The sequence below is a fragment of the Asanoa iriomotensis genome (genome assembly GCF_016862515.1).
GTDB lineage: Bacteria > Actinomycetota > Actinomycetes > Mycobacteriales > Micromonosporaceae > Asanoa > Asanoa iriomotensis.
Genome location: NZ_BONC01000005.1, coordinates 80,376 through 101,126 on the forward strand (window position 1 = coordinate 80,376; position 20,751 = coordinate 101,126).

Here is a 20,751-nt window from a genome sequence, read left to right on the forward strand (position 1 = left end):
CCCGGGCGCCCCACCCCACCGGCTCGGCACCTGTGGGCTGTCACACTGCCGCTATGCGGATTCTGGTCTGCCCTGACAAGTTCGCCGGCACGCTGTCCGCACCCGCGGTCGCGGACGCGGTCGCCGAGGGCTGGCGGGAGCGGGCGCCCGGCGACGAGCTGAGCCTCCGCCCGCTCTCGGACGGCGGTCCGGGCTTCGTCGAGGTGCTCGCCGCGCCGGTCGGCGGGCAGCGGATGCCGGTGCGCACCACCGACCCGCTCGGCCGTCCGGTCGACGCCGAGGTGCTGCTCACCCCCGACCGGACCACGGCGTACGTGGAGAGCGCGCAGGCCTGCGGCCTGCACCTGCTGTCCCCGGACGAACGGAACCCCAAGGCGACCACCTCGTACGGGCTGGGCCTGCTGGTGCTAGCCGCGGTCGAGGCCGGCGCCCGCACCGTGGTGATCGGCCTCGGCGGCTCGGCGACCAACGACGCGGGCGCGGGGATGCTGGCCGCCCTGGGTGCCGCGCCGCTCGACGAGCACGGCGCCGCGCTGCCCTACGGCGGTGCCGCGCTGGCACACGCGGCCGGGCTCGGCGGCGTCCCGATGACCCGCGGCGCCACGCTGGTCGCGGCCACCGACGTCGACAACCCGCTGACCGGCCTGCACGGCGCGTCCAGCGTCTACGGCCCGCAGAAGGGCGCCGACCGCGCCGACGTGCTGCTGCTCGACGCCGCGCTCGAGCGGTTCGCCGGCGTACTCGTGAAGGATTTGCCGTCCTGCCCGCCGGACGTGGCGACCCTCCCGGGCGCGGGTGCCGCCGGTGGTCTCGGCGCGGCCGTCCTCGCGCTCGGCGGGCGCTGCGAATCGGGCATCGGGCTGGTTACCCGGATGATCGGGCTGGAATCGGCCCTCGACGCCGCCGACTTGGTGATCACCGGCGAGGGCTCGTTCGACCACCAGTCGCTGCGCGGCAAGGTGGTCGCGGGCGTGGCCGGGGGAGCGCGCGACCGCGGCGTGCCCTGCGTGGTGCTGGCCGGCCGGGTCAGCACCGGCCGCCGCGAGGCCGCCAACGCGGGCGTGACCGAGACCTACAGCCTGGTGGACCACTTCGGCAGCGAGGCGGAGGCGATGGAGCGTCCGGCCGATGGCCTGCGCGAACTCGCCTCACGGCTCGCCGGCCAGTGGTCCCGGCAGTGACATTCGCCTCACCGGGCCCCGAAATGGCGGCGGGGGTAAGATTTGAGCCGCGACCATGATGGGGAATGCCCGGCTGACGGGCTAGCGTTGCCCCGAGGGACAACGTTGGTCCGAGGGGCCGGCGATCGCAGCGAGCAGGGAGATCCCACGTGACCACTTCAGCGCAGACCGGGTCGGCAGAGACCGCGGCTACCACCGTCGTCCTCACCGATGTCGCCGCGGTGAAGGTGAAGGCCCTGATCGAGCAGGAAGGCCGCGACGACCTGCGGCTCCGCGTGGCCGTGCAGCCCGGTGGCTGCTCCGGCCTGCGCTACCAGCTCTTCTTCGACGAGCGTTCGCTCGACGGTGACATCGTCAACGACTTCGGCGGTGTCGAGGTCGTCGTCGACCGGATGAGCGCCCCCTACCTGAGCGGCGCGACCATCGACTTCGCCGACCGCATCGACGCACAGGGCTTCACGATCGACAACCCCAACGCGCAGAACTCCTGCGCGTGTGGCGACTCGTTCCACTAAGCCGCGACACGACCGTTTCACGAGCGGGGCCGCCTCTTCGGGCGGTCCCGCTCGTCGTGTCTGACCGGCCGGTAAGCTTCCCGGCGCCATTCGTCCACTGACTCCGAGGGCCCACATGAAGATCGCCGTTAGCGGCTCGATCGCCACCGACCACCTGATGCACTTCCCGGGCCGGTTCGCCGACCAGCTCCTGGCCGACCAGCTCCACAAGGTCTCGCTCTCGTTCCTGATCGACGACCTGGTCGTACGCCGCGGCGGGGTGGCCGCCAACATCGCCTTCGGGATGGCCCGGCTCGGCCTGCGTCCGGTGCTGGTCGGTGCCGTCGGTGCGGACTTCGACGACTACCGGTCCTGGTTGGAGCGGCACGGCGTCGACTGCGACTCCATCCACGTCTCCGAGGTGCTGCACACGGCCCGGTTCGTCTGCACCACCGACGAGGACATGTGCCAGATCGCCTCGTTCTACGCGGGCGCGATGAGCGAGGCCCGCAACATCGAGCTCGCACCGGCCAACGACCGGGTGGGCGGCTTCGACCTCGTGCTGATCAGCGCCGACGACCCGCAGGGCATGGTGCGCCACTCGCAGGAATGCCGGGAGCGCGGCTACCGGTTCGCCGCCGACCCGTCGCAGCAGCTCGCCCGGATGGGCGGCGACGACATCATCCAGCTCATCGACGGCGCCGCCTACCTGCTCACCAACGACTACGAGAAGTCGCTGCTGGAGAGCAAGACCGGCCTGTCCGACGCGGAGGTGCTCGACCGGGTCGAGGTGCGGGTCACCACGCTCGGCAAGAACGGTGTGGAGATCACCGGCAAGGGCATCGAGCGGATCCACGTGCCGATAGCGCAGGACGTGCGCCCGGTCGACCCGACCGGCGTCGGCGACGGCTTCCGGGCCGGCTTCTTCGCGGGCCTGTCCTGGGACCTGGGCCTGGAGCGGTCGGCGCAGATCGGCTCGCTGCTCGCCGGGCTGGTCCTCGAGGGCGCCGGCGGCCAGGAGTACGACCTGCGCGTCGACACCTTCCTCAAGCGACTCGGCGACTCGTACGGGCAAGACGCCGCCGACGACGTCCGCCCGCACCTGCAGGGGTGACTCCCCGGCTGGTCGTCTTCGCCGGCCTGCCCGGGGCCGGCAAGAGCACCCTGGCGGCGCGGGTGGGCACGGCGCTGCCCGCGCCCGTGCTCGCGGTCGACACGATCGACCGCGTCCTGCGCGCGCACGAGCTGGTCGAGCCTCGGCCGGGCGTCGCCGCGTACGGCGTGGTCGCGGCCCTCGCCGAGGCCCAGCTCGGCATGGGACAGAGCGTCATCGTCGACGCGGTCAACCCGGTCGCGGCCGCCCGGGCCACCTGGCCGGTGCTCAGCGAGCGCACGGGCGCCGCGTTGCGGATCGTCGAGGTCTGGTGCGCCGACATGGCCGAGCACCGGCGGCGGGTCGAGAGCCGGCACGCCGCCGCCCCGGTCAACCCCGACTGGGAGCAGGTCGTGCTGCGGATGGCCGAGTACGAGCCGTACGTCGGCCGGCGCCTGGTCGTCGACTCGTCGGCGCCCGGCGACCCGTTGCAGGGCACGCTGTCCTGGATCCGGGACTAGGCCCTGCGCACGTCGAACGAGTGCGGCTCCGGCGACCCGAGGTAGTGCTGGCCGCGCATCCGGCACCAGGCCGGGATGTCGGTCGCCGCGGCCGGGTCGTCGGCGAGCACCCGGAGCGTCGCTCCCACGGGCAGCTCCGGGAGGCGGCGGGCCAGCGCGATGACCGGCAGCGGGCAGCGCTGGCCCAGGCAGTCGAGCACCTCCGCCGGCTTCGCCGGCCAGGCCGGCTCGGTCACAGGTTCACCACCCCGGCCTCGGCGCGCAGGTCGGCCACGACACCGGGCAGCTCGGCCAGGAACCGGTCGACCTCGGCGTCGGTCGTGTCCCGGTGCAGCGAGACCCGCACGTTGCCGTGCGAGAGCACACCCATCGCGACCAGCACGTGGCTCGGCGTCAGCGTCGAGGACGTGCACGACGAGCCGGACGAGACCGCGAACCCGCGCCGGTCCAGCGCGTGCAGCAGCGCCTCGCCGTCGACGTAGAGGCACGAGAACGTGACCAGGTGCGGCAGCCGCCGCTCCGGGTCGCCGACCACCTCGACGTCCGGCACGGTCGCGGGCACGGTGGCGCGGATCCGCTCCACCAGCGCGTGGTGCCGCGAAGCGAGCGCCGCCGCCTCGGCCGCCGCCGCGCGCAACGACGCCGCGGCCGCCACCACCGCCGGCAGGTCGGCCGTGCGGTCGGTGCGCTCGTCGGCGGGGCCGGGCGGCAGGAAACGCGTGCCCTTGCGCACGACCAGCAGTCCGACTCCTGGCGGTCCACCCCATTTGTGGGCACTCGCGGTCAGCGCCGACCAGCCCGCCGGCAGCGGCACCCGACCCACCGACTGCGCGGCGTCCACATAGAGCGGCACGCCGTGCTCCGCGCACGCGGCGGCGGCCGCGTCCACCGGCTGCACGGTGCCGACCTCGTGGCTGGCGCTGATCAGCGCGGCCAGCGCGGTGCCGTCCGCGGCGACCGCGGCGGCGAACGCGTCGAGGTCGACCCGGCCGAGCCGGTCCACGCCGACCTCGTGCGCGGTGCCGCCGTCCGCGACGTGCCGTTCCGCGGCGTGCAGCACCGCCGAGTGCTCGATCGCGGAGTGCACGAACCGGCGGCCGACCCGTTGCCGGCCGGCCAGGCCGCCGAGCACGGCCGCGTGCGCCGCCGCCGTGCCGCCGGCCGTGAACGACAACTCGTCCGCGCGTACGCCCAGCACCTCGGCGGTCGCACCGCGGGCCGCGTCGAGCAGTTGGCGGGCGCGGCGGGCGCGCGAGTAGAGCCGGGCCGGGTCGGCCCAGCCGTCGTCCAGTGCCGCGGCCAGCGCCTGCCGGGCCGCCGGGTGCAGCGGAGCGGCGCTCGCGGCGTCGAAATAGGCCTCGGAAACCCCCACGATCAAACGGTATCCCCGCCGGCACGCCGACCCCCGGAGCGGTGTGACGACCTTGGTCGAGTAATCTGCGACCGTCGGTGACGGCAGGTGCGAGAGGGGCAGGACCACAACGTGTCCGCAGAGCGTTCGAAAGCGCGGTCGACAGCCGTCCGGTTGGCCGGTGTCGGCGTCGCCGGTGCGGCGCTGTTGCTGCTCTCCGGTTGTGACGTCGGCAGCGCGGTCGACGGCTTCGGTTGGCCGCAGAACGGCATCACCGAGCAGTCCAAGCGGATGTACGACCTCTGGATCGGGTCGACCGTCGCCGCCCTGATCGTCGGCATCTTCGTCTGGGCGCTGATCTTCTGGTGCGTCATCCGCTACCGCAAGCGGGGCGACAAGCTGCCGGTGCAGACCCGGTTCAACATGCCGATGGAGTTCCTCTACACCATCGCGCCGGTCCTGGTCGTCTCCGTGCTCTTCTACTACACGGCGATCGTGCAGACCGACGTGAACAGGACCACGACCAACCCGGCGGTGACCGTCGAGGTCGAGGCGTTCAAGTGGAACTGGCAGTTCAACTACCAGGACGGCCCGACCGAGGACGGCCGCGTCGGCAAGACCGTCACCTCGACGCTGGGCACCACGGAGATCATCCCGATCCTCGTGCTGCCGACCGGCCGCACGATCCGCTTCGAGGAGACCAGCCGCGACGTCATCCACTCGTTCTGGGTGCCGGAGCTGCTCTTCAAGCGCGACGTGTTCCCCGGCAACGTGCGCAACGTCTTCGAGGTCACGATCGACCAGGAGGGCGCGTACGTCGGCCGCTGCGCCGAGCTGTGCGGCACGTACCACTCGATGATGAACTTCGAGCTGCGCTCGGTCTCGGGTGCCAAGTACGACCAGTTCATCGCCGCCAAGCTCAGTGGGCAGACGACCCAGCAGGCGCTGCAGACGATCGGCGAGGACCCGCTGGCGTCGACCACGTCGCCGTTCCCGACGCGACGGGACGAGTCGAACTTCAACCCGGCCGGCACGGCCGCCGGCACGGGCAACTGAGAGGCCGGCCATGCGCACCGAATGGAAACTGTTCAGCGTCATCTCCGGGTTCCTGTTCGCCGCCACGTTCGTCTACGCGTTCTGGACCAACGGGCAGACCCAGGGCATCGACTGGGTCGGCACGGTCGCGCTCGCGCTGAGCTTCCTGCTCACCGCGATGTGCGGCGGGTTCTTCTGGTTCGTCAGCCGCCGCATCGAGCCGCGCCCGGAGGACCGCGCCGACGGTGAGATCGCCGACGGCGCCGGCGAGATCGGCTTCTTCAGCCCGGGCAGCTACTGGCCGTTCGGCCTGGCCCTGGCCGCCACGATCGCCGGCCTCGGCCTGGTGTTCTGGCAGGTCTGGCTGCTGGTCATCGGCATCGTCGCGGTCATCCTGGCCACCTGCGGCCTGCTCTTCGAGTACTACAGCGGCACCCGCCGCACGGCGGAACACTGAGCTTTCCCGCTGACGCGAAAGGCCGACCCGACCGGGTCGGCCTTTTCGTTTTGCCTGCGGCATCGGACGAACCCTTTTGCCCAGGTTCGTGGTGGTCCGGACCGTCGCTCCCGCCGGACACCGCTCCGCTTCGCTCCGCTGCCAGATCCGCGGTGGGCCGCGCCAACGGCGGCCGTCATTGGTCGCGGTTGCGGACCGCAACCGACGCTGTCGATCCGCGCTGCGCGCTTGGCGTGCGCCAGATCTAGGTCGTTTGTTGCGGCCCTGACCGCAATGAATGCCCTAGATCCGCGCGCGGTGCGCGGAGCGGGGCCGTCGTTGGTCGCGGTTGCGGACTCCAATCGACGCGGTCGATCCGCGCTGCGTGCTTGGCGTGCGGCAGATCTAGGTCGATTGTTGCGGCCCTGACCGCAACAAACGCCCTAGATCGGCGCGGTGCGCGGAGCGCGGCCGTCTTTGGTCGGGGTTGCGGACCGCAGCCGACGCGGTCGATCCGCGCTGCGTGCTTGGTGTGCGGCGGATCTAGGTCGTTTGTTGCGGTCAGGGCCGCGATGAATGCCCTAGATCCGCGCGCGGTGCGTGGAGCGGGCACCACGCGACGTGTTCGGGTGAGGGTGGCTCTCGGCCTAGAGGCCGTCGGCCTTGGCCGACTGGGCGGACGTCACCCAGCGGTCCAGGAGGGTCGCGGCGGCGCCGCTGTCGACCGCTGTGGCGGCACGGGCCAGGCCGGCCCGCAGGGCGGCGTCGAGGTCGTCCGCGCCGCCCGCGTGGGCGACCAGGGCGGCCGCGGCGTTGATCAGGGTGGCGTCGCGGACCGGGCCCGGCTCGCCGGCCAGGACGCGGCGGGCGGCGTCGGCGTTGAAGGTCGCGTCGCCGCCGCGCAGGTCGCCGGGCTGGGAGCGGGGGAGGCCCAGGTCGACCGTGTCGACGCGGGTCTCCGTGACCGTGCCACCGCGGGCCATCCAGACGCGGGTCGGCGCGGCCGTGCTGATCTCGTCGAGCCCGTCCTCGCCGCGGACCACGAGCACCGAGTCGCCGCGGCCGGCGAACACCGCCGCCATCACGGGTGCCATCCGCTCGTCGAAGCAGCCGACCAGGCCGGAGCGGGGGCGGGCCGGGTTGCTCAGCGGGCCGAGGAAGTTGAACGCGGTCGGCACGCCGATCTCGCGCCGGGTCGGGCCGGCGTGCCGCATGCCCGGGTGGAACCGGGCCGCGAAGCAGAAGCCGATGCCCGCCTCGGAGACCGTGCGGGCGACCCCGGCCGGGCCCAGCTCGAGCGGGATGCCGAAGTGCTCCAGCAGGTCGGCGGTGCCGCACAGGGACGACGCGGCGCGGTTGCCGTGCTTGACGACCCGCACGCCGCAGCCGGCCACCACCATGGCCGCCATCGTCGAGATGTTCACCGTGTGCGCCCGGTCGCCGCCGGTGCCGACCACGTCGACCGCGTCGGCCCGGACCTCCTCGGGCAGGTCGACCGTGACCGCCGCCGCGAGCATCGCTTCGACCAGGCCCGCGAGCTCCGCGGGCGTCTCGCCCTTGGCCCGCAGCGCCATCATGAACGCCGCGATCTGGGCCGGCGTGGCCGACCCGGCCATGATCTCGCCCATCGCCCACGCGGTGTCGGGTGTCGCTAGCTCCTCGGCGCGCAGCAGCGCGGTGAGCAGGTGGGGCCAGGTCCGATCGCCCATGCCGGGCCTCCCGTGGCGGGCAGAGGAAAAGGGGAGTGGGTCAGGCGGTGGTGACGGGGCCGCCGGACGCGTAGGAGCGGAGCATGGCCGCGACGGTGCGGCCGGTCTCGATCGGGTCGAGTGGGTACATCAGCGTGCCCTCGACCTGCGCGTAGGCGGCGAGCCAGCGATCGGCGGCCCGGGCCAGCACCACGCAGACCGGCGGTGCGGCGTTGGGGCGGTCGTCCTTGATCTGCCGGGCCAGGCCGAGGCCGCCGGCGGGCTGGGCCTCACCGTCGAGCAGCATCAGGTCGATCTCGTAGTCGTCGACCAGGCGTACGCAGGCGTCGTAGTCGTCGGCCTCGACGAACTCGACCTCGAGGTCGGCGGCCGGGCGCGTGCCCACGGCCAGGCGCATCCGGTCGCGCACCTTCGGGTCGTCGCTGTAGAGCAGGACGGTGTACGTGCGGTCGGTCATCGAAAGGCTCCCACGTGGTTAGTCGCGCGCCGCCGATCGTACCGTCGCGTCGTTTTGATCTTGAGCCCGCTCCCGGGCCTCCTGCCGATCCAGCTCGCGGTCGATCCGCCGCGCCTCCCGTTCGGAGGCCTTGATCCACTGCACCACCAGCACCGCGATCATCGTCACACTGACGAACTCGCCGCCCGCCCAGAGGATCCCGCCGGCCACCCGCTGGTCGTCGAACGGGTTGGACCAGGCGAGCTGCAGGGCCGGGTACCAGTCGCCGCCCAGCAGCGTCTTGCTCTGCATGATGGTCAGGCCCAGCACGGTGTGGAACGGCACGGACAGCAGCATCAGCAGGGCCCGCGCCGGGTAGGGCCAGCGGCCGGGCAGCGGGTCGAGGCCGAGCAGCGGCCAGAAGAACAGGCAGCCGACCGCGATGAAGTGCGCGTGGGTCAGTTCGTGCAGCCACTCGTGCCGCAGGGTCTGCTCGTAGAGCCCGGTGAAGTAGAGGGCGAACGGGGTGGCCACGAACAGCCCGAACGCCACCAGCGGGAAGGTGAACACCTTGGCGACCCGGCTGTGCACGACCGCGAGCAGCCGCCGCCGCGGCGCGCCGTGCAGCGTGCGCAGGGCCAGCGTCATCGGCGCGCCCAGGGCCAGGAAGATCGGCGCGACCATGGAGAGCACCATGTGTTGCACCATGTGGACGGAGAGCAACGTCGTGTCGTACGCGTGGAGGCCACTCACCGTGACCGAGGCGATACCGCCGAGGCCCGGCACCAGGAAGAACACGGTGCGCGAGACGGGCCAGCGGTCACCGCGTAACCGCAGCCGGTGCACGCCGTACAGGTAGAGGCCGGCCGCGACGACGAGCAGCACCGTCAGCCAGCTGTCGAGCCGGATCTCGGTGAAGATGCTCGCGACGGTGAACGGCGGAGGCGTCGTTTCTGCCAGGACCACGCAGCCAGGTTAGTACCGCGTAGGTTGATGGCATTTGCCGGGCCACGACGCGCCGGACGCACCCCCGCGATCGTCTTCGGTGGTCGGGCGCAATAATGACCGCGTGACTGCGGCCCCAGCGATCGACAAGAGCCGGATCCATTCCCTGACGAGACCCAACATGGTCTCCGTCGGGACCATCGTCTGGCTCTCCAGCGAACTGATGTTCTTCGCGGCGCTGTTCGCGATGTACTTCTCGATCCGCGCCGCGGCGCCGGAGCTGTGGGCCGAGCACACGCCCCATCTCAACCTGCCGTACGCGACGACGTTCACGGTCATCCTGGTGCTCTCGTCGATCACCTGCCAGATGGGCGTGTTCGCCGCGGAGCGCGGTGACGTGTTCGGGCTGCGGCGTTGGTTCACCATCACGTTCCTGATGGGCCTGACGTTCCTCTGCGGCCAGCTGTTCGAGTACCACACGCTGGTCGGCGAGGGCATCAAGATCAACGCTGACGGCTACGGCTCGATGTTCTACCTGACCACCGGCTTCCACGGCCTGCACGTGACCGGCGGTCTCATCGCCTTCATCATCTACATGATCCGGACGACGATGGGGCGCTTCACCCCAGCGCAGGCGACCTCGGCGATCGTGGTGTCTTACTACTGGCACTTCGTCGACGTCGTGTGGATCGGCCTCTTCCTCATGATCTACGGTCTGCAGTGATCATGAGAGTCACGTTTCCGACCCCCACGTCGTCAAAGGGACAAGGTCGCACACCCGTGAAGGACAAAGCCTGATGACATCTCCGCACCGGTCCGGCGGTCTGCTCGCCCGGATGCGCAGGCGGCGCGCCGTGCCGCGGAGCAAGGCCCGCCGCCGCATCGCCTCGGCGACGCGGCTGCTCGCGGCCCTCGTGCTCGCCGGCGGCCTCTACACCGCGTTCGCGCCCGCCATCTCCGCGCAGGACGCGCCGCTGTCGCCGGCCGCCATGGAGGGCAAGGCGCTCTTCGACACGAGCTGCATCAGCTGCCATGGCATGAACGCCCAGGGCATCGAGGGCCGCGGCCCGAGCCTGATCGGCGTCGGCGGTGCCTCGGTGGACTTCCAGGTGAGCACCGGCCGCATGCCGCTCGGCTCGCAGGGCGCCCAGGCGGTCGAGAAGCCCCCGGTCTTCAACGAGGAGCAGACGCGCCAGCTCGCGCAGTACGTGCAGGAGCTCGGCGGCGGCCCGCAGATCCCCGAGGGCGACAACCTGCACTCGGGCGGTGACGTCGCGGCCGGCGGTCAGATCTTCCGGCTCAACTGCTCGTCGTGCCACGCGTTCGGCGGTGGTGGTGGCGCGCTGTCCTCGGGCAAGTTCGCGCCGCGGATCAGCAACACCGACGACCGCGTCATCTGGGGTGCCATGCTGTCCGGCCCGCAGAACATGCCGGTCTTCGGTGACAACCAGCTCACCCCGGACCAGAAGCGCGACGTGATCGCGTACATCCAGGAGACGCTGAAGGACCGTGACCCGGGCGGCTTCAACCTCGGCCGGCTCGGCCCGACGACCGAGGGTCTCGCGGTCTTCGTGGTCGGCATTACGGCGCTGATCTTCACGGCACTGTGGATTGCGGGGAAGTCATGACGCTCCAGACCACCGGGTCGAACGGCAACGACCACAAGTCGTCGGTTCCGGCGGAGATCGACTACGACGACCCGCGTACGACCCGCTTCGAGAAGGTCAAGGCCGCCGCCCGCCAGGACGGCGTCGAGATCGTCCACTACGAGCCGCAGTTCCCCGAGCGCGGCTCGAAGACCGAGAAGCGGATGACCCGCACGGTCTCGCTGATGTTCCTGCTCGTCGGCCTCTTCGGCACGGCCTTCGTCGTGCTCTACATCGCCTGGCCGTGGCGGTGGGAGCAGGGCAACGTGCTGATGAAGTGGTACACCCCGCTGCTCGGCATCACGCTCGGCCTGACCGCCCTGTTCATCGGCTTCGCGATCCTCACCTGGGGCAAGAAGCTGCTTCCCCGCGAGGTCTCGATCCAGGAACGGCACGACGGCGGCAGCCCCGAGGGCGACCGCCGGGCCGTCGGCCAGACCCTGGCCTACATGGTCGAGGAGCTGGGCGTGAAGCGGCGGCCGCTGCTCGGCCTGGCGGCCGCGGCGGGCCTCGCACCGGTCGCCGTGGTGTTCGCGGCGCCGATCGTCGGCGGGCTCATCAAGAACCCGCACGCCGACAACCAGATGTTCACCACCGGCTGGGCCCCGATCAAGGAGGCCAACGGCGGCACGCGGCTGATCCGGCTGACCCGCGAGGACGGCACGCCGATCCGCCCGGGCGACGTGAGCGCCGGCGGCCAGATGACGGTGTTCCCGGGCATCCCCGGCGGCGCCAGCAACGCGCACGCCGACTCGCCGACGCTGCTGATCCACCTGCGGCCCGACGACGGGGCGGTGGCGCGGGCCAACAACGTCAAGGGCACCGGCCACAACAAGTTCTCGACCGCCGACTTCATGTACGGCGACTTCATCGCCTACTCGAAGATCTGCACCCACGCGGGCTGCCCGGCCAGCCTCTACGAGCAGCAGACCAACCGGCTGCTCTGCCCCTGCCACCAGTCGCAGTTCCTCATCACCGACAACGCCAAGCCCGTGTTCGGCCCGGCGAGCCGGAGCCTTCCGCAGCTTCCGCTCGCGGTGGACGACGAGGGATACTTCGTGGCGAAGTCGGACTACCAGGCCACCGTCGGACCTGACTTCTGGGAGCGGCCGTGAAGCGCCGAAAGATTGACGTCCGGACCCTGCCGGCCAAGGCCGGCAACGAGGTCGAGGACCGGCTCGGCGTAGCCACCCCGCTGCGCGGCATCATCAACAAGGTCTTCCCCGACCACTGGTCGTTCCTGCTGGGCGAGATCGCGCTGTTCTCGTTCATCGTCCTGCTGCTGACCGGCACGTTCCTGACCCTCTTCTTCGAGCCCTCGATGAAGGAGGTCACCTACGACGGCAGCTACGCACCGCTGCGCGGCGTGCACATGTCGGCCGCGTACGCGTCGTCGCTGGACCTGTCGTTCGACGTCCGCGGCGGTCTGATCATGCGCCAGATGCACCACTGGGCGGCGCTGGTCTTCATGGGCGCGATCGTCGTCCACATGCTGCGCATCTTCTTCACCGGTGCGTTCCGCAAGCCGCGCGAGGTCAACTGGATCATCGGCTCGCTGCTGTTCTGGATCGGCTTCCTGGCCGGCTTCACCGGCTACTCGCTCCCGGACGACGGCCTCTCGGGCACGGGCCTGCGGATCGCCTCGGCGATCATGCTGTCCATCCCGCTGATCGGCACGTGGCTCACCTCGTCGATCTTCAACGGCGAGTTCCCGGGCGAGATCATCATCAGCCGGTTCTTCATCGCACACGTGCTGCTGATCCCGGCCCTGCTGGTCGCGCTGATCAGCGTCCACCTGGCGCTGGTCTTCAAGCAGAAGCACACCCAGTGGCCCGGCCCCGGCCGGACCAACAACAACGTGGTCGGCGAGCGGTTCTTCCCGCGCTACACGATCAAGCAGGCCGGCTTCTTCATGGCCGTGGCCGGCGTGATCGCGCTCCTCGCGGGCGCCATGCAGATCAACCCGATCTGGCTGTTCGGCCCCTACGAGGCCGGCGTCGTGTCAGCGGCGTCCCAGCCCGACTGGTACGTCATGTTCCTCGACGGCTCGACCCGGTTGATGCCCGCCTGGCAGATCAACATCGGCATAGGCAACGGCTACGTCATCCCGCCGATCTTCTGGCCGACGGTGGTGCTGCCCGGCTTCCTAACGATGCTGCCGATGCTCTATCCGTTCATCGAGGCACGCCTCAACCGGGACAACAAGATCCACAACCTGCTGCAGCGTCCGCGCGACGTGCCGCAGCGCACGGCGCTCGGCATGATGGCCGTCGCGTTCTTCCTGGTCCTGGTGCTCTCCGGCGGCAACGACGTGATCGCCGACAAGTTCAACATCAGCCTGAACGCGATGACCTGGGCGGGCCGGATCGGCTTGCTGCTCCTGCCGCCGATCGCCTACTACGTCACCTACCGGATCTGCCTGGGCCTCCAGCAGCACGACCGCGAGGTGCTCGCACACGGTGTGGAAACCGGCATCATCCGCCGGGCTCCCGACGGCCGGTTCTACGAGGTCCACCAGCCGCTCGGCCACGACCACGAGGAACTGGAGTACGCGGGCTGGGTCGTCCCGAAGAAGATGAACCGCCTGGGCGCCCTCGGCCCGGCCCTGAAGGGCTTCTTCCGCCCGATCGAACGCCCGGCCGAGGCCCCGGTCTCGCCCGGCCACCCGCCGATCGAGCCGGCCCCGGAACGACGGGAAATCGAGTCGAAGCACTGAGTTAGCTGTCGAAAAGGCGAGGATCCCGGCCGGGATCCTCGCCTTTCGCATGCTCGGCGACACGCCGACCCGGACCCACTTCCCACGGTGGGCCCGGCCCGCGTGGCAGCGTGAGCCATGAGTGGTGATGACGGCCGCTCGCGTTCTTCCGCTCTTTCGAAAGGAGCCGCCATGCGTGGCGAGGAGGAACTCACCTGTGCCGTGTGTAATACGGACATGCCGTTCGCACCCCCACCCTGCGACGACCACGAGGGCGGCGACTGCCCGGAGTTGATCTGTGAAGGCTGCGGGGCCGCCTTGGTCATCGCACCGGTCACGGTCTGGCTCCGCTCGAGCCGCAAGGGCTGGGTGGCCCCGGAACAACGCCGCGCGGCCTGACGCGCCGCCGTCTCCAGCCGCGCTGCCCGGGGCTGGCTGACGCAGTCCCCGGGACCGCTGCTGGTCGCGGTTGGCTGCCGTGCCGGTCGGTTGGGGCGTTGATTTCTGTCCCCGGGTCCGCGGTGGTCCGGACTATCGCTCCTGCCGGATAACACTTGGCCGCCACCTCCGCGACGGGCCGTGCCCAAAGCGACGGCAGCTGGGGCGACCATCTGGCCGGTCCGCCGGCGGCGAGTTGCTCTTTGCTCGGCGTCGCCGTCGACGGCGCTCACCCGGGCCCGGCGCAGCCCGCCTCGGCCGGTGTGGAACGTCTTGTGCAGGTCCTGGGCGTTTGGGGCCTGCGGACGTTGCCATCGCGGGCCCTCGTCACACCCGGCCCGGCGAGCTGGAACGCGGTGGACCGCGCGCCTGAGGGTTGGCTCGGGTCGTTAGGGGCGTGGAGGCAGGGTGGCGTGCCAGTCGGCGATCAGGGCGGTGACCGGGCCCGGTGCGCGTACCCAGGCGAAATGGGCCGGGCGACCCTCGGCCTCGATCCGCGCGAGGCGCTCGCGGCGCACGGGCGCCCGGCGCAGTTTCGCGGTCGTGTGGTCGAGCGTCTCGTGCGGCGTGTAGATGTCGCCGTCGATGCTGATCGCCAGCACCGGTGTCGTGACCGTGCCGACCGCGGCGTCCGTGTCGAGACCCTGGATCCGCGGGAAGCGACCCGTGCGGCCCGAACCCGCCCAGTCCTGGATCACGCCCCGGGCCTGGCGGCCGCCGAACGTCCATCCGGGCCAGACGCCCAGCGCCGTCGCCGTCAGGCCGATCGCCTGCATGTAACCGCCGACGACGAGACCGTGTCTCGGGTATGCCCGCCAGTACGGTATGGCCGCCGCGACCAGGGCCAGGCCGTCCACCTGGACCTCGCCCGGCGCGGTCGCCAGATGCATCAGCGCCGCCTGGCCGCCGAGCGAGTGGCCGACCAGCACCGTGCGGCGGTCGGCGTAGTCGGTCTTCAGCGAGTCGAGCACCGCGCCCACGTCGTCGGCCAGGTCCGCGTAGCCGTAACCCGACGACCGGCTCGGTCGTGGCGTGCTGTCGCCCGTGCCCCGCAGGTCGGCCACCACCACCGCGAAGCCCGCGGCGCCGAGCGACTCCGCCAGCGGGCGGTAGAACCGGCCCGCGACGCCCATCGCGGGCAGCACGACGGCGACCGGGGCGCTCGGCGACGGCGCCGGGTAGTGGCGCAGCGCGAGCCGGTCGGTGCCCCGGTCGACGTACTCCAGATCAGTCGGACTCACGAAGCCCGATCGCGAACGCCTCTTCGAGGTCGTGCTGCGAGTAGGACCGGAAGGCGATGTGCGTGTCCGTGTTGATCACGCCGTCGACCTTGGAGATGCCGCCGGCGATCACGTCGGCGATCTGGTCGAACTCGCGGACCCGGACGATCGCGATCAGGTCGACGCCGCCGGCGACGGAGTAGACCTCGCTGACCCCGTCGAGATCGGCCAGCTTCTCGGCCACCTCGGGGATCGAGTCGGCGGCGCAGTCGATCAGGACGATCGCGGTGATCACCGATGGGCTCCTCTCGTCGTGCCTGGACGAATGCTAGCGGCCCGCGACCGTCAGCTGACGGCCCGCCCGGATCGCGTGGTCGAGGTGCTCGCCGGCCGCGACGACCGCGCCGGGCCAGACCACGCTGTCGACCACGTCGCCGGCCACGGTGGCGCCGGCACCGACCACGGAGCGCACGCAGCGCCCGGTGACCGTACCCGCGACGAGGTTGTCGCCGCCCGCGGCGTGCAGGTTGGCGGCCAGGTAGTCGCGCGGCGTACCCGTGTCGAAAAAGACGCCGTCGAACGCGACCACCTCGAGCTCGCCGGCCGCCTCCGCGGGCCGCCAGACGGTGCGCACCAGCTCCGCCGGCGCCGCGTCGAGGTCGCGGACCCGCCGCCAGGGCAGCAGCGACAGGCCGGCGAACCGGTGACCGCTGAACAGCCCCGGCCGGCTCGTGTCCCGCACCGCCTGGCCGAGCAGCCGCACGGTCTCGCCGTCCCAGCCGTCCAGCAGCGCGCGGGGGTCGCCGCCGGCGAGGTAGGCGTCGGCGTTGGCGACCAGCACCCCGCGCCCGCCGACCCACTCGCGCAGGTTGCCGAGCCCGCCGGAGGTGCCGAGCGGGTGGTCGGGCTCGACCGAGAGGTGCGCCCGCTCGCCGGTGTGCGCGACCACCTGGTCGCCGAGGTAGCTGGCGTTGACGGCGACGTCGGCGGGCCCGTCGAGGCCGAACCCGCAGACCAGGTCAAGAGCACGATCAAGCAGGGGTACGTTGCCGACGGGGCAGAGCGCCTTGGGCAGCAGCTCGGTCAGCGGCCGCAGCCGTTGCCCCTCGCCGGCCGCGAGGACCACCGCGCAGAGGTCAGCCATCGTGCTGCGGCAGTTTCGGGCGCTCCATGCTGGTCGGATCGTCGGGCGCCACCAGCGGACCGAGGCCGTAGTAGGCCAGCAGCCGAGCGGTCGCCACGGTCAGCCGGGGGAGATCGTCGATGGGGTGGAAGGCGGCCTCGTAGACCTCGGCACCGTCGACCTCGAGCACGGTGGTCGACGCGGGCACCGACACCTCGAAGACCATGTCGACCCAACCCTTGGCGTGTACGACCGCGTTGGGCACGGCCGGGGTCAGCTCGTGCGGGTCGAGGTGGATGCCGGACTCCTCGCCGAGCTCCCGCGCGGCGCCGACGATCGGCGCCTCGCCGCGCCGCAGCAGCCCCGCCGGCAGCCCCCAGCCGCGCCCAGGTGGCTGGCGCAGCAGCAACAACCGCCCGGGCGCCGCGGCCTCGGAGTCACGGACGAGCGTCACCCCACCGACGATGTATTTGGGCACCACGGCCCGCACCAACCGCCGGCGCACCGGATGCGGCAGTCGATAGAAGACTCCGTAGACGATGGCGCGCAACGCGCGGCGGCGGGGATCCACAGAGCAAGGCTAGTAGCCGCGCCCCACCCGCCCCGCACGTACCGCCGACCCGGGCCGGTTCAGCGCGGCCCGGTGGCTATTCGCGGCGGTCGACCAGGGCGACCAGGCGGTCGACTACCGACTCCGGGGTGATGGCGCGGTCGAAGACCGCGACCAGCAGGGTTTCCAGGTCCGGGTAGCCCATCTCGTCGGCCAACTGGCGCAGCGGGCGGTCGTTGGCCAGGCCGCGGTCGTGGCGGCGCAGGGCCAGGCCGATCGTGGCGCGGCCCAGGCGGACCTTGTCGGGGATGCTGATGCCCGGCTCGTCGTGGTCGGCGAACCAGCGGTTGATCTGCATCTGGGCCTGCGGCGACTTGACGAAGCCCAGCCACTCCTTGCGCGGGCCAGCCGGCAGCACGGCCGCGCCCTCGGTCGACTCGGCCTCCGTGAAGATCTCGACGACGTCGCCCTCGCTGAGCTCGGAGGACAGCGGCGCCAGGCGGCCGTTGATCGTGGCCGCGAGGCAGTGGTCGCCGCGCTCCGTGGCCAGCTCGTAGGCCAGGTCGACCGGGGTCGAGCCTGACGGCAGCACGACCTGCCGGCCCTCGGCGAACACCTGGATCTGCGACTCCGCGAGGTCGCAGCGCAGCGACTCGAGGAACTGGGCCGCGTCGGACGTGGCCTGCTCCCAGTCGAGCACGCGGCGCAGCCAGGCGAGCTGCTCGACCCGGGCCTCGGCCATCGCGGCCGGGGTCTTGGGGTAGCGGAAGTGGGCGGCGATCCCGTATTCGGCGAGTTGGTGCATCGCCTCGGTGCGGATCAGCACCTCGACCGAGCGGTCGTCAGGGCCGATCACGGTCGTGTGGAGGGAGCGGTAGAGGTTGTTCTTCGGTGACGCGATGAAGTCTTTGAACCGGCCCGGGACCGGCCGCCAACAGCCGTGGATCGCACCCAGCGCCGCGTAGCAGTCGGTGTCGGCGCCGTCGACGACGACCGCGATCCGGGGCAGGTCGTGCGGCACCGCGTAGCCGGCCTCGACCGTGTCCTTCCAGATCGAGTAGTAGTGCCTCGGCCTGGCCGTCACGTTGGCGGTCACCCGGTTGCGACGCAGCGTGCTCTTGGCCCGCAGGGCCACCTCGGTGACGTATTCGTCCCAACCCGTGCGGGCCTGCACGTGCTCGTCGACGGCGGTGTAGCCGTCGGGCTCGAGGTGGTAGAGCACCACGTCGTCGAGCTCCCGCTTGAGCAGCTGGATGCCGAGTCGGTCGCAGAGCGGCACCAGGACGTCGAGGGTGGCCTTGGCGATCCGGGCCCGGGAGGCGGGGGAGCGGGCGTCCAGCGTGCGCATGTTGTGCAGCCGGTCGGCCAGCTTGATGATCAGCACCCGGACGTCCTTGCCGGCCGCGACCAGCATCTTGCGGATCGTCTCGGCCTCGGCCGCCTTGCCGTAGAACGCCTTGTCGAACTTGGTCACGCCGTCGACCAGGTGGGCCACCTCGGGCCCGAAGTCACCGTGCAGCGCCTGCAGCGTGTATCGGGTGTCCTCGACCGTGTCGTGCAGCAGGGCCGCGACCAGCGTGGTGGTGTCCATGCCCAGCTCGGCGAGGATCTGGGCGACCGCGAGCGGGTGCGTGATGAACGGCTCGCCGCTCTTGCGGAACTGCCCCCGGTGCATGCTCTCGGCGATCCCGTATGCCCGGCGGAGCATCCCGGGGTCGCCGGCGTGCACCTCCCGGTGGGTGCGGACCAGCCGGGTGACCGGATCGTCGTCGGAACCAGGCCAGGACAGGAATGTCCGTAGCCGGCGGGAGATGGGCAGGTCGTTAGGTTGGACAGGCACCACACGACCCAGCGCGGCGCCGTGACCGGCGTCGACATCCACGCCCGCACACCTCCTGACGAGGCCAGCACCCGCGAATCGTGCCTTCGCCCGGGAAATCGGGCGAGACAGTCACGAGTGCATTTCTCTACCAGACTAAGTCACGCACCGTAGTCCAAATGGTCAGTTGCTTCTGGGCGAACGGGTGAGTCTCGTCGTGGCGCTCGGCGGTAGGCGATGTTGTCCGGCGATTAACCCTGGGCTTCCGCCTTTCGGAGCAACTCCCGGTAGCGGGCCGCTCCACGGACGGGCGACGCCCACCCGGCGGACGCCTCCACCAGGCGGGTGTCGGGTCGTTCCAACCACGACAGGATCCGCTCGGTCTCCTCGGCGGTCGCGCTCGGCACCGGGCCGTGACCGGGCAGCACGGTCTCGGCCGTCGCGCGGAGCACCTCGATCGTCGCGCGTGGATGGACTCGCGGTGGCGAGTTGCCGGCCGCCGCCAGCCGACCCTGCCGCACGATCGCCAGCTCCCAGCCGCCGTCGCCGCCCCGCCTGGCCGCGACCAGCTCGGCGATCGTGGTCAGCCCGGCGAGCCGCTGCATCCGGACCGTCGCCCGGAGCACGGCCGCCAGCCGGCCGCGGACCACCGCGGCGTCCTCGTAGCGCTGCGCGTCGGAGAGCACGTTGATCCGGCCCAGCAGTGGCTCGATGACGCGTCTCGGGTCGCCGCTCGTGGCCGTGCGGAACGGCGCCGCCGCGCTCTCCTCGTAGGCCTCCCTGCTGATCCTGTGCTCGCACGGCGCCGCGCATTTGCCCAGCTCAGCCAGTGCGCAGGCGGGTGTCTTGGTCTTGGTCGACAGGCGCAGCGTGCACTGCCGCAGCGGGATCGCGTCGTGCACCGCCGCGGCGGCGAGGTCGGCGGACCGCTTGGAGGTGAACGGCCCGAGGTAGGCGGTGTCGTCCTCGGCCAGCGCGCGGACCACCGACAGCCGGGGATAGGGCTCGTCGGTCAGCTTGAGCCACACCACCCGCTCCGGGAACTTCGAGCGGCGGTTGTAGGGCGGCGCGTGCGCCGCGATCAGCCGTAGCTCGCGGATCTCGGCCTCGAGGCCGTGCGCGCACTCGACGGCGTCGACCTTTTCCGCGGCGGCGAGCATCTCGGAGATCCGGGCGCGCTTCTCGGCCGCCGTGAAATAGCTGCGTACCCGGGTCGCGATGTCGACCGACGTGCCGACGTAGAGCGGGCGGCCGTCGGCGGCGCGGAAGATGTAGACCCCCGGCGCGTGCGGCAGCCCCTCGGCCAGGTGCCGCTTGCGGCGCTGGGTCGGGGTGACCGCCTTGGCGAACTCGATCGCGTCACCGACCGTGTTGACGTTGTGGCTGCCCAGCCGGCCGATCATGGCGTGCAGCACGTCGACGGTGGCCAGCGCGTCGTCGAGCGCCCGGTGGGTCGGCCGGCGCGCGGTGCGGAAGTGCTGCGCCAGCGTGCCGAGCTTGCGGTTGGGCACCTCGTCGCGGATCAGCACCCGCCGGGCGAGCGCCGCCGTGTCGAGGACCCGCGGGTTGGGCCAGGTGTAGCCGAACTTGGCACATGCCGCCTTGAGGAAGCCGACGTCATAGGGAGCGTTGTGCGCGACCAGCACGGCGCCCTTGACGAACTCGAGCAGCGGTGGCAGCACCTCCTCGATCGGTGGGGCCGGCAGCACCATCGCCTGCGTGATGCCGGTCAGGACCGTGATGAACGGCGGGATCGGCTGGCCGGGGTTGACCAGCGTGGCCAGCACGCCCAGCTCCTCGCCGCCGCGCACCTTGACCGCGCCGACCTCGGTGATCCCGCCGCCGTCGGGAGCACCGCCGGTGGTCTCCAGGTCGACCACGACGAAGGTCGTGTCGCGCAGGTCGGTCGCGTCGCCGGCCGACAGGAGGCCGTCGAGCGTGCCCTGGACGAAGAGCTGTTCCACCACGGACAGGACGTTAGAACAGCGGTACGACACTTCCGTCGCACGGGCAACAGGCGTTTCGCGTACGCGTCGCAAAAAGATCGACTACATCAATG

The 20,751-nt window shown here is 71.4% G+C and carries 22 protein-coding genes; 11 read left to right on the forward strand and 11 right to left on the reverse strand.

Annotation, left to right across the window (positions count from 1 at the left end; all coding sequences use genetic code 11):
• Positions 1 to 53: 53 nt before the first annotated feature.
• The 4 genes from Air01nite_RS05740 to Air01nite_RS05755 all read left to right on the forward strand — a co-directional run bounded on the left by Air01nite_RS05740 (position 54) and on the right by Air01nite_RS05755 (position 3,289).
• The gene (locus tag Air01nite_RS05740; protein WP_203700755.1) at positions 54 to 1,181 is read left to right on the forward strand and encodes a glycerate kinase family protein; all 1,128 of its coding nucleotides are present in this window, start codon (positions 54 to 56) and stop codon (positions 1,179 to 1,181) included.
• Positions 1,182 to 1,330: 149 nt separating this feature from the next.
• Positions 1,331 to 1,696: an iron-sulfur cluster insertion protein ErpA gene (gene erpA, locus Air01nite_RS05745; RefSeq protein WP_203700756.1), complete on the forward strand. Its 366-nt coding sequence runs from the start codon at positions 1,331 to 1,333 to the stop codon at positions 1,694 to 1,696.
• Positions 1,697 to 1,811: 115 nt separating this feature from the next.
• The gene (locus Air01nite_RS05750) at positions 1,812 to 2,789 is read left to right on the forward strand and encodes a carbohydrate kinase family protein (protein WP_203700758.1); all 978 of its coding nucleotides are present in this window, start codon (positions 1,812 to 1,814) and stop codon (positions 2,787 to 2,789) included.
• On the forward strand, positions 2,786 to 3,289 hold the full coding sequence (locus Air01nite_RS05755) for a P-loop nucleotide/nucleoside kinase family protein (protein ID WP_239090516.1): 504 nt from the start codon (positions 2,786 to 2,788) through the stop codon (positions 3,287 to 3,289). The genes Air01nite_RS05750 and Air01nite_RS05755 overlap by 4 nt, the downstream gene beginning before the upstream one ends.
• Here the strand turns inward: Air01nite_RS05755 and Air01nite_RS05760 are convergent.
• A complete protein-coding gene (locus tag Air01nite_RS05760) occupies positions 3,286 to 3,525 on the reverse strand; it encodes a sulfurtransferase TusA family protein (protein WP_203700759.1) in 240 nt (79 codons plus the stop codon). The two genes, Air01nite_RS05755 and Air01nite_RS05760, sit on opposite strands and share 4 nt — an antisense overlap.
• Positions 3,522 to 4,661, reverse strand: coding sequence for a cysteine desulfurase family protein (locus Air01nite_RS05765; RefSeq protein ID WP_203700761.1), 1,140 nt, complete (start codon positions 4,659 to 4,661; stop codon positions 3,522 to 3,524). The genes Air01nite_RS05760 and Air01nite_RS05765 overlap by 4 nt, the downstream gene beginning before the upstream one ends.
• 111 nt (positions 4,662 to 4,772) lie before the next feature.
• On the opposite strand from Air01nite_RS05765, the gene ctaC reads away from it, so the two are divergent.
• Both ctaC and Air01nite_RS05775 read left to right on the forward strand, forming a co-directional pair.
• Positions 4,773 to 5,696: an aa3-type cytochrome oxidase subunit II gene (ctaC, locus tag Air01nite_RS05770; protein ID WP_203700762.1), complete on the forward strand. Its 924-nt coding sequence runs from the start codon at positions 4,773 to 4,775 to the stop codon at positions 5,694 to 5,696.
• A 10-nt stretch (positions 5,697 to 5,706) separates the two neighbouring features.
• On the forward strand, positions 5,707 to 6,132 hold the full coding sequence (locus Air01nite_RS05775; RefSeq protein ID WP_203700764.1) for a cytochrome c oxidase subunit 4: 426 nt from the start codon (positions 5,707 to 5,709) through the stop codon (positions 6,130 to 6,132).
• A gap of 626 nt (positions 6,133 to 6,758) precedes the next feature.
• Here the strand turns inward: Air01nite_RS05775 and trpD are convergent.
• Genes trpD through Air01nite_RS05790 form a run of 3 tightly spaced genes read right to left on the reverse strand, consistent with a single transcriptional unit; the run spans position 6,759 to position 9,222 of the window.
• Positions 6,759 to 7,820 carry an anthranilate phosphoribosyltransferase gene (gene trpD / locus Air01nite_RS05780; protein ID WP_203700765.1) on the reverse strand — a complete coding sequence of 354 codons (1,062 nt, stop codon included), beginning with the start codon at positions 7,818 to 7,820 and terminating at the stop codon, positions 6,759 to 6,761.
• Positions 7,821 to 7,860: 40 nt separating this feature from the next.
• Positions 7,861 to 8,277 carry a response regulator gene (locus Air01nite_RS05785; protein WP_203700766.1) on the reverse strand — a complete coding sequence of 139 codons (417 nt, stop codon included), beginning with the start codon at positions 8,275 to 8,277 and terminating at the stop codon, positions 7,861 to 7,863.
• Between the two features lie 18 nt (positions 8,278 to 8,295).
• Positions 8,296 to 9,222: a cytochrome c oxidase assembly protein gene (locus Air01nite_RS05790; RefSeq protein ID WP_203700767.1), complete on the reverse strand. Its 927-nt coding sequence runs from the start codon at positions 9,220 to 9,222 to the stop codon at positions 8,296 to 8,298.
• 103 nt (positions 9,223 to 9,325) lie between these two features.
• Between Air01nite_RS05790 and ctaE the strand changes: the two genes are divergently transcribed.
• The 5 genes from ctaE (at position 9,326) to Air01nite_RS05815 (ending at position 13,941) form a co-directional block, all read left to right on the forward strand.
• Positions 9,326 to 9,925 carry an aa3-type cytochrome oxidase subunit III gene (gene ctaE / locus Air01nite_RS05795; RefSeq protein WP_203700768.1) on the forward strand — a complete coding sequence of 200 codons (600 nt, stop codon included), beginning with the start codon at positions 9,326 to 9,328 and terminating at the stop codon, positions 9,923 to 9,925.
• Positions 9,926 to 9,998: 73 nt separating this feature from the next.
• Entirely contained in the window at positions 9,999 to 10,829 is an 831-nt protein-coding gene (gene qcrC, locus Air01nite_RS05800; RefSeq protein WP_203700769.1) for a cytochrome bc1 complex diheme cytochrome c subunit, read from the forward strand.
• Positions 10,826 to 11,962, forward strand: coding sequence for a cytochrome bc1 complex Rieske iron-sulfur subunit (gene qcrA / locus Air01nite_RS05805; protein WP_203700770.1), 1,137 nt, complete (start codon positions 10,826 to 10,828; stop codon positions 11,960 to 11,962). Before qcrC ends, qcrA begins: the two co-directional genes overlap by 4 nt.
• Entirely contained in the window at positions 11,959 to 13,563 is a 1,605-nt protein-coding gene (gene qcrB / locus Air01nite_RS05810; RefSeq protein WP_203700772.1) for a cytochrome bc1 complex cytochrome b subunit, read from the forward strand. Before qcrA ends, qcrB begins: the two co-directional genes overlap by 4 nt.
• Positions 13,564 to 13,734: 171 nt before the next feature.
• Positions 13,735 to 13,941 (forward strand): hypothetical protein, encoded by a 207-nt coding sequence (locus Air01nite_RS05815; protein ID WP_203700774.1) that lies wholly within the window; start codon positions 13,735 to 13,737, stop codon positions 13,939 to 13,941.
• Positions 13,942 to 14,369: 428 nt separating this feature from the next.
• Here the strand turns inward: Air01nite_RS05815 and Air01nite_RS05820 are convergent, their stop codons facing one another.
• From Air01nite_RS05820 to Air01nite_RS05845, 6 genes are all read right to left on the reverse strand, one after another.
• Positions 14,370 to 15,221, reverse strand: coding sequence for an alpha/beta hydrolase family protein (locus Air01nite_RS05820; RefSeq protein ID WP_239090517.1), 852 nt, complete (start codon positions 15,219 to 15,221; stop codon positions 14,370 to 14,372).
• The gene (locus tag Air01nite_RS05825) at positions 15,208 to 15,495 is read right to left on the reverse strand and encodes an Lrp/AsnC family transcriptional regulator (protein WP_203700776.1); all 288 of its coding nucleotides are present in this window, start codon (positions 15,493 to 15,495) and stop codon (positions 15,208 to 15,210) included. Before Air01nite_RS05825 ends, Air01nite_RS05820 begins: the two co-directional genes overlap by 14 nt.
• A gap of 33 nt (positions 15,496 to 15,528) precedes the next feature.
• Positions 15,529 to 16,344: a nucleotidyltransferase family protein gene (locus Air01nite_RS05830; protein ID WP_203700777.1), complete on the reverse strand. Its 816-nt coding sequence runs from the start codon at positions 16,342 to 16,344 to the stop codon at positions 15,529 to 15,531.
• The gene (locus tag Air01nite_RS05835) at positions 16,337 to 16,894 is read right to left on the reverse strand and encodes an NUDIX hydrolase (protein WP_203700779.1); all 558 of its coding nucleotides are present in this window, start codon (positions 16,892 to 16,894) and stop codon (positions 16,337 to 16,339) included. The genes Air01nite_RS05830 and Air01nite_RS05835 overlap by 8 nt, the downstream gene beginning before the upstream one ends.
• A 76-nt stretch (positions 16,895 to 16,970) precedes the next feature.
• Positions 16,971 to 18,755: a RelA/SpoT family protein gene (locus Air01nite_RS05840; RefSeq protein WP_203700781.1), complete on the reverse strand. Its 1,785-nt coding sequence runs from the start codon at positions 18,753 to 18,755 to the stop codon at positions 16,971 to 16,973.
• Between the two features lie 188 nt (positions 18,756 to 18,943).
• A complete protein-coding gene (locus Air01nite_RS05845) occupies positions 18,944 to 20,659 on the reverse strand; it encodes a DEDD exonuclease domain-containing protein (protein ID WP_203700782.1) in 1,716 nt (571 codons plus the stop codon).
• Positions 20,660 to 20,751: the final 92 nt, after the last annotated feature.

What these genes read in the sequence shown, in the direction of transcription:
- Air01nite_RS05740 (WP_203700755.1), top strand. Translation starts at nt 54, where the DNA reads ATGCGGATTCTGGTCTGCCCTGACAAGTTCGCCGGCACGCTGTCCGCA.
- Air01nite_RS05750 (WP_203700758.1), top strand. Translation starts at nt 1,812, where the DNA reads ATGAAGATCGCCGTTAGCGGCTCGATCGCCACCGACCACCTGATGCAC.
- Air01nite_RS05775 (WP_203700764.1), top strand. Translation starts at nt 5,707, where the DNA reads ATGCGCACCGAATGGAAACTGTTCAGCGTCATCTCCGGGTTCCTGTTC.
- trpD (WP_203700765.1), bottom strand. Translation starts at nt 7,820, where the DNA reads ATGGGCGATCGGACCTGGCCCCACCTGCTCACCGCGCTGCTGCGCGCC.
- Air01nite_RS05785 (WP_203700766.1), bottom strand. Translation starts at nt 8,277, where the DNA reads ATGACCGACCGCACGTACACCGTCCTGCTCTACAGCGACGACCCGAAG.
- qcrC (WP_203700769.1), top strand. Translation starts at nt 9,999, where the DNA reads ATGACATCTCCGCACCGGTCCGGCGGTCTGCTCGCCCGGATGCGCAGG.
- qcrA (WP_203700770.1), top strand. Translation starts at nt 10,826, where the DNA reads ATGACGCTCCAGACCACCGGGTCGAACGGCAACGACCACAAGTCGTCG.
- Air01nite_RS05815 (WP_203700774.1), top strand. Translation starts at nt 13,735, where the DNA reads ATGCGTGGCGAGGAGGAACTCACCTGTGCCGTGTGTAATACGGACATG.
- Air01nite_RS05830 (WP_203700777.1), bottom strand. Translation starts at nt 16,344, where the DNA reads ATGGCTGACCTCTGCGCGGTGGTCCTCGCGGCCGGCGAGGGGCAACGG.